Origin of the sequence: Prochlorococcus marinus XMU1405, from assembly GCF_017696275.1 — a bacterium.
GTDB classification, from domain to species: Bacteria; Cyanobacteriota; Cyanobacteriia; order PCC-6307; family Cyanobiaceae; genus Prochlorococcus_A; species Prochlorococcus_A marinus_AB.
Window position 1 is genome coordinate 97768 of the sequence record NZ_JAAORF010000003.1, and the last position, 12723, is coordinate 110490.

The window sequence follows — 12723 nt, forward strand, 5'->3', positions numbered from 1 at the left end:
CCAAAAAAAAACACCCCTTGGGGTGTTTTTTTATGTAACGAAGTGAATTTAGAATTTAAATGTTGTTGTAAGTACAGTACCAAAAATGTCATCTTCTACTGAATCTTCAACATTAGTACCACCAAAGACTGCTGGTCTTACCTCAATTGAATCATTAGGCCTGAAAGCATAGTATGCTTCCCAAATAAAAGGATCAACATCAGTAGTTGTACAAGTACCATTACAATCAGTAACTTTCAGGGGCTGAGTTACAGCAAAGCCAATTCTATCGTCAGCTTGGAAGATATCTTTCCAAGTTAAACCAACAAAGTAACTGTCAGAATCTTTATCTGCACCAACTGCGATTTCGTCATCTGCAGATCTAGTGTCGTATCCAACTGATATTTCGGGAGTAGCAGTACCAGAATCTTCTGGTCTCCAATAACCTCTGAAAGCGTAACCAGTGAAGTCTCCAACCTTCATGGCCGCTGCCTTAGCAGTCGCATTATATGAATGAGATGACCAGTTTTGCTGATTAGATAATGTAGCAGAAAGATGCCAATTATCAGTTGTGTAAGCAACCTGAGTGTCCCATTTGTTCACATCAGTCTTACCTAGCATTCCAGCAGCACCATCAGCTCCCTTGGATACCACATTAGTAGCAAAACCAAATCCACCTTCAGACTCCCATTTAAGACCAGCACCAACGTCTGTACTTGCTCCAAAGTTAGCATTACCGCCAAGTTTCATAGATTTCAATGCGCCTGGCTTATAAATGGAAGGAGTTATATACATGTAGTAGTTTTCGATCCTTGGTCCCACAAAAGCTGTAATGTTATCACCAATAGTGGTTGTGTACCAAAGTTTATCTACGCTTAAAGAATCATTCCAATCTTTTGTCTCAATGTGGTAAGTCTCCTTAAGATCCCATTGGCTATCTCCGGCGCCACCAACGTCTCCTGATTTAAGACGAACATAAAGATTATCATCACCATTGAAACTTGTGTTCAAGTTCATTGAGTATACGTAACCTGTTTGGGTTGCTTCATTACCGCCGATGTTGTCTCCACCATCTACAGCACCAATCCACATGACAGCTTTACCATCCATCGATGTAGTGCTTGAAAAAGCACCTGCTTCAAAATTATTTTGTTGAGCCTCAAGGCCATCAACACGACCTTTAAGGTTTGCAATATCTTCACTAACTTCGTTAATGAATGTTTTATTGTCTAATTTTGAAGTTTTTGATTTGCTACGTGTGTAGCTGTTCATTTCTTCTAAATTGACTACATCGGAAGCTTGGGCAACAACAGGAGCTAATAAGCTCAATGATGCTCCAGCTACCAACATTTGTTGGAAGAGTTTCATTTTACCTCACACTAAAATAACCCGATAAAACGGGTACCTATACTGTATCTACGGTAACAATTAAAGAAAGAAAGATAAGTTTCATAGCCATGTATCTTTTGATACGGTTAAAGGTTTTTAGTTAAGGTGTTAATTTAAGATTTTCACTAATGGATGGCCCAAAGATTCTCTTTCCTCTATCCAGGATGATGCAACTTGCCTTGCCAATTTTCGAATCTTTTCAATATATTGTGCACGATCTGTAACTGATATTACTCCTCTAGCATCAAGTAAATTAAAAGTATGACTACATTTAAGAACGAAATCAAGTGCTGGATAAGTTAATTTCTTTTCAATTGTAGAAATTGCCTCATATTGGTAAATATCAAATAATTTTCGAAGATTTTCAGGATTAGATTCATTAAAATTATATGAGCATTGACTTTTTTCAAATTGAAGCCAAATATCACTATATTTTAAATTATTGTTCCAATTTAAGTCCCAAATACTCTCCTTATCTTGCAAAAATATTGCGATCCGCTCTAATCCATAAGTGATTTCAATAGGGATAGGATTACAATCTAATCCTCCACATTGTTGGAAATAAGTAAATTGAGTAACTTCCATTCCATCCAACCAAACTTCCCAACCTACTCCCCAAGCTCCGAGCGTAGGTGACTCCCAATTATCCTCTACAAATCTTATATCATGATTTTTGGGATTAATTCCCAAAGACTCCAAAGATTTCAAATATTTTTCTTGTATTCCCTCAGGTGAAGGTTTAATTATTACTTGATATTGAAAGTAATGTTGAGCCCTATTAGGATTATCGCCAAAACGTCCATCTGTAGGTCTTCTACATGGCTCTACATATGCCACACTCCAGGGCTCTGGTCCAATAGCTCTTAAAAAAGTATGTGGATTCATTGTTCCAGCACCCTTTTCGGTATCATATGGCTGCATAATCAAACAACCTTCTTCTGACCAGAAATTATTTAAATTTTGAACTATATTTTGAAAAAACATCAATTTAAAATATTATAAAAAATTAGTTAAATACCATTAAACATAATAACAAAGGTTAAAAATAAAAATAATTTTTTTGCTCCAAGTCCTGAAAATTTACAACTAATAAAAAGCTGTCATTAAATTAGATCCCTGACAAAACATAAAATAGAAAATAATTATGTAAAAAAATCCAATGGCAATGGTCCAAAAGTATTAGATTCTTTAGAATCTTCGTCATACTGACAAGTTAATAAAATTCCTTCTCCAAGACCATTTTCAGATCTAACAAAAACATTACCAGTTTTTTGATTACCTTTTAGAAAAACACTTCCATCAGCATGAAGGGAATCTAAATTGCCAAACTTAATTGAGGGATACTTCTTAGAAATTGATCGTAATGCTTCAATAGCCTTAGAATCACAAGGTGCCATTATCCCAATTGTTATCCAATCGGTTTTAAAAATATTTACTTCTAGTTCTTTTAATAGTTTTTTTACTTGACTATCGCTTAAATTAGGCGCAGTCCTAAGACTATTTAAATCAATTAATTCATTAATTTCCATTAAATTTATTTCTTAAAAAAAATTCTTAGCCAAATGTTCTTCCATTCCAAGCCCATAGTGAAGCAGGTACATCCTCAAAAGAGATGTAAATCTTATCTATTGGAATTCCCATTTTCTTAAATACAAAATCGGATATTGGCTTTGCCATTTCTGAAGGATTTAAAGAACCTATTGACTTGATTTCTAAAAAGCAAGAAGGGCTCTCATCATCAAAATACATTTGGCAATTATCATCTAGTTTGGCCATAACAAATCGTTTTGATTTATTAGTTAAAGATGAAATTAAAAATGAAATTTCTTCGAGAAATTTTTTTTTATCATCTACTTTTGCTGAAGTCGAAACATTAATGTAAGGCATATCTATGCAACAAAAGAATCTTTTTCAGAATCACTTTTTAAATAAACAATTTTATTTTTTAAACTTTTTTTTGATGATAGATATGCCATATCGTATGCACTTATTCCGTTTTTGTAAGGATTGAAAAGAGCATTTTTAAACCTATTTTTTTTACTCCTTTTGAACTCAATCATTATTAATTAAACAATTAATTAATAATTTAACTTTATTTGAATAGATGTCTAGTTTTTTATAGAATTTTGAAATTAATTAAATAAAAATAAATTTCTAAAACACAATTGAAATTTCTATTTATTAAATTTAATGAATAAATACTAAATTAATTATTTTGGAAGTTTTAAATCAATACCAAAGAAAAAAACTTGATGAGAGTAATGATGAAGAATTTTATTCTAATCCAAAATTTGTCTATCATCTAGATGCAAATTTCAGGCAAAATCTATCAGATTTATATGAAAAAGAAATTGATAATAACTCAACTGTTCTTGATTTAATGTCAAGTTGGGATAGTTATTTACCTAAAGGGAAACAATATAAAAAAGTTATTGGGCATGGATTAAACCAACAAGAACTTGAGAAAAACAAAATATTTGATACTTATTGGATACAAAATTTCAATCTTAACCAAGAAATTCCGCTAGAGAACGAAAGTGTAGATTATTGCTTAATGGTGGCTGCATGGCAATATTTACAATTTCCAGAGAATTTAACAAAAGAAATGGCTAGAATTTTGAGTGATAAGGGCAAGATTATTATTGCTTTTTCAAACAGAGCATTTTGGCATAAAGCTCCTAACATATGGACTTCATCTACTGAAGAGGAAAGAGTCAGGTATGTAAGAAAAGTATTAATTACAAATGGATTTAATATGCCAAAAATCATTAAAAAGTTTAATGAACCTGCGCTTAATATTTTTAATTTTTTAAATAAAGACCCATTTTATTGTTTAATCGCAACTAAACAGTAAATGATTACTAGTATTACACTAGAAGAGTTTGTAAAAATTTATCAACAATAATTCATAGCCATACTTTTAAATTTTTACTAATATTGGGTAGTTAAAATTAATCATATGGGTTCTAAAAGAGAAAAATATCCTGAAAAATGTCCTTGGGATCTCGGACCTAATCAACATTTAGCCAAAGAGGAGAACTGGACTTTAAGATTAGGAGAAGCAAATGTATGTTTTAGCAAAAATAAATTGGATAATAATTATTTTCATGTAATTAGCAATGAAAATGAAGAACAGATTTTAGCTTTTAGAGCAAGACTCCTTTATCAAAAATTACTTGATAAAGGCTTTAGGCTGGTTGAATAAAAATCTAATTTAATAAACATAATTCATCGAATACAAACTTTTGTGTTTCTTCGTCTTGATTTCGGTTTATAAATTTTATTGTCCTGGAATTTAATATCCAATAACCCTTTTTATCTATATTTACAAATTCATCTTCGTATTCCATTTTTTGAGAATTCGCCTTAAGTGTATTTGGATCAATTTGTTGACTACTGTATTTTTTACTAAGGGTGCCTATTCCTGTATCTAAGAATTCTTCCACAAAAATCTCAATTATAGTTCCATGAATTTTTCTATAGACCATATTTATACAATCATTTTTAACTCTATATTTATCACCTTGATTCTTACCTGAAACACTCATTTCAATCCCACTTTCAGAATTTTTTATTAAATTGAAATTATTTTCTGAATGCACAGATGTAAAATCTCTTTTTACCCTATGAATACATACTTCAAATAATTGAGAGGCAATACTTTTAACAATTTTTTGATCTTCTATTTTTTGAATATTTGGTTTAAAGTCTTTACCCAATAAGAATTCACCTTCATGTGCATTATTATTAACAAAAAAAATACATTTACCTCTGTAACCATTAAATTCATCATTCCAGGTGTACCTATTTTCATAAGCTTTTCGAAAAATCTCCTTACAATTAACTTCTCTTTGATTCTCCATTAATTTTTAAATGCGTTTTGCAATTCTACAAAAAAAAACCTCCCCTTTGGAGGAGAGGTTTTTAGATTGAACTAGTTTTGAGTAATTTTTGTATTTTCAATATTATCAAATGCTTGACCAATTTTCTTAAAGTCAAATCCCATTGCTCTTAAGGCATGCCAAAGATGACCTTGTAAGAAAAAGAATCCCAAATAGAAATGAGTATTAGCAAGCCAAGCTCTTGAACTGTATGCACCTGATCCCAAATCAACAGTATCAGTAAAATAAGGTGCGAATTCAAATTGAAGTTTTAAAGGCTCTCCGTATAGATCAACTGGATATATGGTTGTATTTGAAGCACACCAGAAAGCAGCAACAAAAGCCATATAAGAAACACCAACTACTGAGTAAGACAAAATAGCCTCAGCACCAAGTAATCCTTTCCCTTTAAATTCTGTATATTCTCCAAATTGTTTCGTACAAATATGGAAAACTCCTCCAATAATTTCGAGGAATGCTAAGAAAGCATGTCCTCCCATAACATCTTCAAGACTATCTATTTTTAAAAAATCAAATTGATGATTCCAGATAGCAGCAATATCTAAATTGTAAACAACTTGCCTTGTAGATCCTATCGCCGGGTCGTAAATTCCATGAATACGAGCCCATTCCACGAACATTATTGCTCCTAGGCCAAGGAAGATCAGATGATGACCAAGAATAAACGTTAATTTATCTGGATCATCCCACTCAAAATCAAATTTTTGTGGCTTACTATTTTCTGGATAATCTCCAAGATCGCCTGCAAATTTATTGGAATGTAATAATCCTCCAGCACCTAAAACAGCTGAGAAAATTAGATGTAATGTGCAAATTACAACAATTCCATATGGTTCTGTAATAACACCATTTTCAACGCCACCAATTCCAATACCCGCAAGGTGAGGCAAAACAATTGCTTTTTGTGCACCCATTGGAATACTGGCGTCGTAACGAGCCAATTCGAATAATCCAAAAGCTCCTGCCCAGAACATCATTAATCCTGCATGGGCAGCATGAGCTGCTATGAATTTACCTGAACGGCCAACAACACCAGAATTTCCTGCGTACCAGTCATAGGTGACATCAGATTTTCCGTAAGTTTGTAACACTTGATTTAAGTAAACAGCAAGTTGAGCTTATTGCTATTCAGTATGTTTTCTTACATGTTCTTTACAGATTTAATTACTAATGTAAAAAAAACATATTGTGAAAGAACAAATGTTACAAATTAGGCAAGTAATGTCTTTGAAAGCTTACGCCAATGAAGGGATTTCGCCCTTCAGCTGAGAAGCCCATGTTTCAAGACGAGAATCGGTCAAATCAGATTCACTATCCTCATCAAGAGGTAAACCACAAAAGCTTTCTCCAATAACGCTTTTGGACTCATCAAAGGTATAAGTAGATTTATCTACATAACCGACCATTTCGGCGCCTGCCTTAGTAAAGTAGCTATGAAGTTCTTCCATGGCATCGCAATAATTTTCTGTATACGTTGAAGAATCTCCTAAGCCAAAAATTGCAACTTTTTTTCCTGTTAAACTTAGTTCTCCAATATCCTCTAGAATTGAATCCCAAGCAGTTCCTGATCTTTCTTCATCTGCTCCGGTGTTCCAAGTTGGTATCCCACAGATAATCCCGTCAAGGCCTTCGAATTCCGAGAGGTCATCTACATCAGATACATCTTTAGGTGCTTCTGCTGAAGAAATAAAGTTGTGAAGACGATCAGCTACGTCTTCAGTTTTTCCAGTTGTAGTTGCGTAATAAATTCCTACAGTCATAACTTCAAAATGTTTACCTTAAAATAATAAAATCTAAAAAGATTAAATTAATTTCTTTAAAAACTTTTTCATGTAAAATTTTATACTAATTAAAGTATGAAAAATTTTTTTTAAAAAATTTATAAAAATATTTAAACTTCGTGACTGACAAACTTCAAAATGACATTAAAAATCTTGTTGAAGAACTCAACCTCAAAGGAGTAAAAAAATTCAAATTAATTGTTTTATTTGGTTTGTTGGGAGATTTTGACAGCGTTGAATATGCAATAAATTTAAAAAATTTTATCAATAACCATCAAGATAAAAATTTAGATATTTTTGCAATTGCGATTGGCAACCAAAATGGGAAACAAAAATTCTGTAAATTTACCGGATTCCTTGAAGAAAATTTATTAGTTGTTTCTGATAACCAAATACACAAAAATCTAAAAGTCTCAAGAGGTTTAGATTTAGGTTTAGGTGGCTGGATCAATATGCTTTTGATGCTATCTGGGATAAATTCTTTTAAAACAATCAAAGAAGTTTTTAGAGGTTACACTGGCGACCGAAAAGCAAAGCAAATCTATTCAGAATTTGATGAAATTGAAGTTTTTAAATTTCTAAAATTTTCAGGTAATTCTTTTAAACAGGTTTTTGGGGCTGGTTATTTGAGACCATTTGAATTAGCAACATTTAGATTAAAGAATATGAATGAAATAATTCAAAATTGGAGTGATTATATTCTTCATGAAAAATATCTTCCTCAAAGAGGAGCTTCTTTTTTATTAAATGATAAAAATCAACTTATTTATAAATTTTTTTCAAATGATGTTCTTGGATATTCATCAAATATGAGGGATCCATTAGGATTTCTATCTGATTTTATTAAGGAGTAGTTATTAAAGCTTTTATGAGTGTAGACATATTTGGATATTTTGCCGCGATTTTGACAACAGCTGCATTTCTTCCTCAATTGCTAAAGACTCTTAAAACAAAAAAGGCAGATGATGTTTCTTTGACAACTTTAATAATGTTTATTATTGGAGTCTTATCTTGGATTATTTACGGTTTTAAAATATCTTCTTTACCAATATTAATTGCTAATTTGATAACCTTAATTTTAAATCTTTTGATATTGATTTCAAAAATATATTTTTCAAAGGGTTTTAGTAAGAAATAATCATATCAATAGTATTAAATTATAGAGATATTATTTATATTTTATTTATCATAAGACTAATTTTTTTCTTATATTGAAAACTACAAAATGCTGGGTTTGGTTTAAAGGTAGCCTCAACAACGGTGGTTTTTGGAAAGAGGGTTTTTCTTGTACTTTTGATGATCAACCAGGCGTTTTAATAGAAAGTCCTGCTTACGTCACTTGTAGAGTCCCCACTTGGAGAGTTTTAACTAAAGAACCAGAAGATTTATATAAATCTCCTTTAATTCCTGATAAAGCAGTATGGAAAATAATTTAATTCATCATTACATAAAAACTTTTTGACTGTGCTTCGGCAAGTTAATATTGCTTTATTAAATACTTAATTAATACCATTTACTCTCTCTTTATAAATATTATCCCTTTCTTAATTTTTGGTTTTCTTCTTGGGAAAAAGAATCCAAAGATTTCTAAATATATTGCAAGACCTTTAATAAGATTTGGCATTCCATTAAGTGTAATGGGTCTTCTTTTAAAGGAGGGTATAGATTTAAACCTAATTAAAAGCGCATTTTTAGCTTTCTTCCTTCTTGGATTTCTAATAATAATAATCAATAAATTCACAATATTTAAAAACAAGCTTTCAAATTACACTTTGCAGCTTGCTGGGCTCATAGGTAATACTTCATTTCTTGGAATACCAATTGCTATAGCTCTTCTACCTTCCACAACTATTAACTTCACTATCGGATTTGACTTAGGAACAACACTATTCGCTTGGATATTTGGACCTTTTTTTCTTCAAGAAAATTTCCAAAACAAGAACATCCCAAATATCAAAGGCTTATTTAACGCGTTAATAAATAGTCCTGCGTCAAGAGGTATCATTGGTGTACTTTTGGCATATCTTTTACATATCAATGGGATATTAGGCAGTTTCCTTTGGATACCTGCAAGAATAGTCATCGCATTGGCAATAATAATTGTGGGGACAAGACTTGGAATAATCACAAATCAAAAGGGTGAGATTTTTGCTCTCAGTGAAGAAATTAGATTTTCAATTTTATTAAAGTTATTTATCCTTCCTTTTATTGTTTTTTTGATAAGTAAATTTTTAAATTTTGACTTATATCAATCATCAGCAGTAATTCTTCAGGCAGGAACCCCAACGGCAATATCAACAATTTTAATGGCAGAGGCTTATGACGTGAAACAAAAAATAGCTTCAAAAATTCTTTTTACTACAACTTTAATTTCAATAGTTACAATTCCTCTCTTAAAAATTCTCATAAGTGCGTTCAACTAAATCATTTAAAAAAATATGCACTATTAATGAAAATTGTAAAGATAATATCCTGATAACTACATAATGTCTTAAGATTTAGATTATGAAGTCAGCGAACCCTGAAAATGAATATATCCCTTTAGATCTCAGGATTTCTGTGAGAAGGGATACTCTTAGGCTAATCTCAGAGATGGCTCAAGATATGGGAATAAGCATTAATGAAGTTTTTAGTTTTTTAGCCGAGGATTCTGTCGTCGATCTTGAATTAATTGAAGAATTAAATGAAATTGAAATCCCCACTAAGTGCAGTCTTGAGGATCTTAAAAACGCCCTTCTTAGGAAGAAGCTTTGTTAGAATTTTTCAACTTTTCTATTTTTCCAGTTAGATTTATAGCCGCTATTAATTAAATATTCGGAATAATTATTCAAATCACTTTTCTGTATTCGCCATAAATTATAAATCCCATATTCGCCTAATTTTTGATGTTTAATATTTGACCAGTGCTGTTCACTAGAGGAGTATTCATCTATCACGACTAATAAAGATTTATATTCATAATTAGGTTGATCCTCATAATTTTCTCTAGTATCAATATTTAGCCTATCTGAAAGATTAATTAATCCTTCTTTAGTATTTGGTTCATAAAAAACTATTTGTCTTGAATAATAATGTAAAGACGGTTTTCTTATACCGATCATTGCTAAAGTTTCATTCCCCTCACGAGTATCTAAAATTAATTTTGAGATATTCCTTAGAGGCAATTGCCTAGAGGAATCTGCTAATTTTCTAATCGGCGACATCAAAAAAGATTGTCCTATTAAAAGTAAAATTTGAAGATAAAAAAATATATTTTTAGATTTTAAAGAAAATAAAATTATTGCAAGAAGTGTAAATGAAGAGAAGAACAATTTGGCTTTAAAAATTATCCCAGAACTTATTAATTCAGATCCAAGATTAGGCATTTCAGGATCATTTATTGAACTTAACCAAATATTTGAGAAAAAGAATGCTGTTGAGACTCCAAACAAAATTAATATATTAAAAGTCCACAAATATAAATAATTTTTATTTGCATTTTTTAAGCTTATAAAGCTATTACTAATTAAGATTGAGGCTGCTGGAATTGCTGGCAACCAATAGCTTGGAAGTTTTGTTGCAGAAATACTAAAGAAAATTAAAACTGATGCTAACCAACATAGAGAATATGTATTTAGGGTTTCACTGAAATTACAAATATCTTTTGAACTTTTCAAGAAATCCTTAAAAGCTTCAAATATTCCGTGATATAAAAAAGGAGTGAACGGTAATGAAGCGAATACCATGATGTACAGAAAAAACCAGAATGGTTCTGCATGATTATTTACAACTGCGGTGAATCTTTGAAAATTATGATAACCAAAAAAATTATCCCAAAAAGGCCTTCCCTCTTTTATTAGTTCTAATATGTACCATGGAACACTAATTAGAATTGTTATTAGAAAACCTTTCTTAGGATTTATTTTGTCGAGCAAAGTTTTCCAATCCTTCTGACTTATTAAGAAAGATGTAATAGTCAATAATGCTAAAACAAATGCGACAGGTCCTTTAGTTAAAATTGCAAACCCTAAAAATACCCATGCAGAAATGCATGGATCATTACCAAGAGATGCCATTCTCCTCCAAAACAACAGTAAGCTAATCCCTAAAGTTCCAGTTAAAAGAGCATCGCTAACAGCAGTTCTACTCCAGATGATTATGAATGGAGACAGCGCAAATCCTAATGATGCAACAATTGGGGTGAGGAATTGCCTGTCACCCTTCTGTGGCCAACAAAACAACGTATCTCCAATCATCAACATTAAAAATATTGAGGCCAAAGCTGAAGGGAGTCTTGCTGAGATTGTCCCAAAACTGTCCCAAATCTCGTTTTTCGGTAATGAGTAAAAAAAACCCATTAACCAATAAATTAGTGGGGGCTTGTCAAAACGAAACATTCCATTAACTTTTGGGGTTAACCAATCACCAGATTCGCTCATTGCACGTCCAGTGGCGGCAAATAAAGGGGGAGTTTCATCCACAAGTCCTGTACTACCTAAACCTAAGAAAAATATTATGATCCCACAAACTAAAACTATTAGTAAGGTTATGAGCCTTTTTTTTGATTTTACAAGAATCATTTAATTATATTTATTGTCTTAATATTCGTGAATTACCTTATTAAGCCAGTTCACAACCTTAATAGCAAATATATCTGTGGACGCATTTTTTTCTACCCATTCTCTACATTTCTTACGCTCTATTTTTTCAATAATCTCTACATAAGAAAGCATATTTTTTTTATCATCAGGATCAGCGAGATAACCTGTTTGCCCATGCTGAATAATTTCACTAGGGCCTCCTCTTTTATAAGCTATGACTGGCACCCCACAAGCTAAGGCTTCAACAACTACGTTTCCATATGCCTCATTCCATTTTGGAGTATTTAGCAAAACCCTACATTTACCAAGTTCTTTTTGTAATTCATTAGTTGATAAAAAACCCATCCAATCTATAGTTCCTTGAGGGAAAGATTTTTCTATCTTTGAGGCATAGGTCTCATCTTCTTTAATTCCCCAAACTTTTAGTTTTTCGCCAAGTTCACTAGCAATATAAACAGCATCCTCTAAACCTTTTTCCGGGGCGACTCTTCCAACCCACGCCAAAGATCCCTTCACTGAATCTTGAAAAGTATAATTATCTAATTTAAAACCATTACCAATAATTATTGGTTTTTCTATAAATGGATAATCATTAGCTTGTATTTTTGAATGAAAAGCAAAGTTATATGGATGTTTAGAATGTACCTTTGAAATTAAATTTTTTATTACTGCACTTTCAGAACCCATACTAATAATGTGTGCAATAGGTATCTCTAAATTTAAAGTCATCCAAATAGGCAACCAATCAAAAGACATATTCAACAATATATCTGCTTGCTTAGCAATATCTAATCCCTTTTCAAGCATTCCTGCTAAAAGAGAATTGTCTGGGATAGTGACAGGAGAATTGTAATTTTGATGCTGCCAACTAATTTGATCCTCACCCTCTACAAAATGTAATTTTGCTTTTTCATTACCTTTATGTAATTTAGAATTCTCAGGAGCTATCACATCTATTGAGTGACCTAAAGAAAGCAACCCTGAAACTAAGGAATTCAAAGTTAATTCAACTCCTCCACCTTTACCGCTTCCAAGGAAACCTATTGGAGTACTAATCAAAACAATGCGCATTATTTATATTTTTACATCAAG

17 protein-coding genes are annotated in these 12723 nt (G+C 31.7%); 7 read left to right on the top strand and 10 right to left on the bottom strand.

The window, feature by feature from the left end; genetic code table 11:
• Positions 1 to 48 precede the first annotated feature (48 nt).
• The 5 genes from HA148_RS06550 to HA148_RS06570 all read right to left on the bottom strand — a co-directional run bounded on the left by HA148_RS06550 (position 49) and on the right by HA148_RS06570 (position 3428).
• Complete coding sequence (locus HA148_RS06550) at positions 49 to 1347, bottom strand: iron uptake porin (protein WP_209131243.1); 1299 nt, start codon at positions 1345 to 1347, stop codon at positions 49 to 51.
• Positions 1348 to 1476: 129 nt separating this feature from the next.
• Positions 1477 to 2352: a glycine--tRNA ligase subunit alpha gene (glyQ, locus tag HA148_RS06555; protein WP_209131245.1), complete on the bottom strand. Its 876-nt coding sequence runs from the start codon at positions 2350 to 2352 to the stop codon at positions 1477 to 1479.
• A 158-nt stretch (positions 2353 to 2510) separates the two neighbouring features.
• Positions 2511 to 2897, bottom strand: a complete 387-nt coding sequence (locus HA148_RS06560) for a DUF1824 family protein (RefSeq protein ID WP_209131247.1) — start codon at positions 2895 to 2897, stop codon at positions 2511 to 2513.
• Between the two features lie 25 nt (positions 2898 to 2922).
• Positions 2923 to 3255, bottom strand: a complete 333-nt coding sequence (locus HA148_RS06565) for a phenylpyruvate tautomerase MIF-related protein (protein WP_209131249.1) — start codon at positions 3253 to 3255, stop codon at positions 2923 to 2925.
• A gap of 2 nt (positions 3256 to 3257) precedes the next feature.
• Positions 3258 to 3428, bottom strand: a complete 171-nt coding sequence (locus HA148_RS06570) for a hypothetical protein (protein ID WP_209131251.1) — start codon at positions 3426 to 3428, stop codon at positions 3258 to 3260.
• A gap of 155 nt (positions 3429 to 3583) precedes the next feature.
• Here HA148_RS06570 and HA148_RS06575 point away from each other — a divergent pair, with 155 nt between their 5' ends.
• Both HA148_RS06575 and HA148_RS06580 read left to right on the top strand, forming a co-directional pair.
• On the top strand, positions 3584 to 4222 hold the full coding sequence (locus HA148_RS06575) for a methyltransferase domain-containing protein (RefSeq protein WP_209131253.1): 639 nt from the start codon (positions 3584 to 3586) through the stop codon (positions 4220 to 4222).
• 105 nt (positions 4223 to 4327) lie between these two features.
• Positions 4328 to 4573, top strand: coding sequence for a hypothetical protein (locus tag HA148_RS06580; RefSeq protein WP_002807817.1), 246 nt, complete (start codon positions 4328 to 4330; stop codon positions 4571 to 4573).
• Between the two features lie 4 nt (positions 4574 to 4577).
• Here the strand turns inward: HA148_RS06580 and HA148_RS06585 are convergent, their stop codons facing one another.
• The 3 genes from HA148_RS06585 to fldA form a co-directional block, all read right to left on the bottom strand.
• Complete coding sequence (locus HA148_RS06585) at positions 4578 to 5231, bottom strand: DUF3386 family protein (RefSeq protein ID WP_209131255.1); 654 nt, start codon at positions 5229 to 5231, stop codon at positions 4578 to 4580.
• A gap of 71 nt (positions 5232 to 5302) precedes the next feature.
• Positions 5303 to 6361 (bottom strand): chlorophyll a/b binding light-harvesting protein, encoded by a 1059-nt coding sequence (locus tag HA148_RS06590; protein ID WP_002808252.1) that lies wholly within the window; start codon positions 6359 to 6361, stop codon positions 5303 to 5305.
• Between the two features lie 144 nt (positions 6362 to 6505).
• Positions 6506 to 7030, bottom strand: coding sequence for a flavodoxin FldA (gene fldA, locus HA148_RS06595; protein WP_209131257.1), 525 nt, complete (start codon positions 7028 to 7030; stop codon positions 6506 to 6508).
• Between the two features lie 140 nt (positions 7031 to 7170).
• On the opposite strand from fldA, the gene HA148_RS06600 reads away from it, so the two are divergent.
• From HA148_RS06600 to HA148_RS06620, 5 genes are all read left to right on the top strand, one after another.
• Positions 7171 to 7905 (top strand): AhpC/TSA family protein, encoded by a 735-nt coding sequence (locus tag HA148_RS06600; RefSeq protein ID WP_209131259.1) that lies wholly within the window; start codon positions 7171 to 7173, stop codon positions 7903 to 7905.
• 14 nt (positions 7906 to 7919) lie between these two features.
• Positions 7920 to 8189, top strand: a complete 270-nt coding sequence (locus tag HA148_RS06605; RefSeq protein WP_209131261.1) for a SemiSWEET family sugar transporter — start codon at positions 7920 to 7922, stop codon at positions 8187 to 8189.
• 73 nt (positions 8190 to 8262) lie between these two features.
• Positions 8263 to 8487 (top strand): hypothetical protein, encoded by a 225-nt coding sequence (locus tag HA148_RS06610; protein WP_209131263.1) that lies wholly within the window; start codon positions 8263 to 8265, stop codon positions 8485 to 8487.
• A gap of 201 nt (positions 8488 to 8688) precedes the next feature.
• Positions 8689 to 9474, top strand: a complete 786-nt coding sequence (locus HA148_RS06615) for an AEC family transporter (RefSeq protein WP_209131265.1) — start codon at positions 8689 to 8691, stop codon at positions 9472 to 9474.
• 82 nt (positions 9475 to 9556) lie between these two features.
• The gene (locus HA148_RS06620; protein ID WP_209131267.1) at positions 9557 to 9808 is read left to right on the top strand and encodes a CopG family transcriptional regulator; all 252 of its coding nucleotides are present in this window, start codon (positions 9557 to 9559) and stop codon (positions 9806 to 9808) included.
• On the opposite strand, the gene HA148_RS06625 is transcribed toward HA148_RS06620, so the two are convergent.
• Both HA148_RS06625 and HA148_RS06630 read right to left on the bottom strand, forming a co-directional pair.
• On the bottom strand, positions 9805 to 11610 hold the full coding sequence (locus tag HA148_RS06625; protein WP_209131269.1) for an ArnT family glycosyltransferase: 1806 nt from the start codon (positions 11608 to 11610) through the stop codon (positions 9805 to 9807). The genes HA148_RS06620 and HA148_RS06625 overlap by 4 nt on opposite strands.
• Before the next feature lie 18 nt (positions 11611 to 11628).
• Positions 11629 to 12702 (bottom strand): glycosyltransferase family 4 protein, encoded by a 1074-nt coding sequence (locus tag HA148_RS06630; RefSeq protein WP_209131271.1) that lies wholly within the window; start codon positions 12700 to 12702, stop codon positions 11629 to 11631.
• Positions 12703 to 12723: the final 21 nt, after the last annotated feature.

Coding starts and splice junctions, on each gene's coding strand:
- HA148_RS06550 (WP_209131243.1), bottom strand. CDS start 1,347: ATGAAACTCTTCCAACAAATGTTGGTAGCTGGAGCATCATTGAGCTTA.
- glyQ (WP_209131245.1), bottom strand. CDS start 2,352: ATGTTTTTTCAAAATATAGTTCAAAATTTAAATAATTTCTGGTCAGAA.
- HA148_RS06560 (WP_209131247.1), bottom strand. CDS start 2,897: ATGGAAATTAATGAATTAATTGATTTAAATAGTCTTAGGACTGCGCCT.
- HA148_RS06565 (WP_209131249.1), bottom strand. CDS start 3,255: ATGCCTTACATTAATGTTTCGACTTCAGCAAAAGTAGATGATAAAAAA.
- HA148_RS06570 (WP_209131251.1), bottom strand. CDS start 3,428: ATGATTGAGTTCAAAAGGAGTAAAAAAAATAGGTTTAAAAATGCTCTT.
- HA148_RS06580 (WP_002807817.1), top strand. CDS start 4,328: ATGGGTTCTAAAAGAGAAAAATATCCTGAAAAATGTCCTTGGGATCTC.
- HA148_RS06585 (WP_209131255.1), bottom strand. CDS start 5,231: ATGGAGAATCAAAGAGAAGTTAATTGTAAGGAGATTTTTCGAAAAGCT.
- fldA (WP_209131257.1), bottom strand. CDS start 7,030: ATGACTGTAGGAATTTATTACGCAACTACAACTGGAAAAACTGAAGAC.
- HA148_RS06605 (WP_209131261.1), top strand. CDS start 7,920: ATGAGTGTAGACATATTTGGATATTTTGCCGCGATTTTGACAACAGCT.
- HA148_RS06615 (WP_209131265.1), top strand. CDS start 8,689: ATGGGTCTTCTTTTAAAGGAGGGTATAGATTTAAACCTAATTAAAAGC.
- HA148_RS06620 (WP_209131267.1), top strand. CDS start 9,557: ATGAAGTCAGCGAACCCTGAAAATGAATATATCCCTTTAGATCTCAGG.
- HA148_RS06625 (WP_209131269.1), bottom strand. CDS start 11,610: ATGATTCTTGTAAAATCAAAAAAAAGGCTCATAACCTTACTAATAGTT.
- HA148_RS06630 (WP_209131271.1), bottom strand. CDS start 12,702: ATGCGCATTGTTTTGATTAGTACTCCAATAGGTTTCCTTGGAAGCGGT.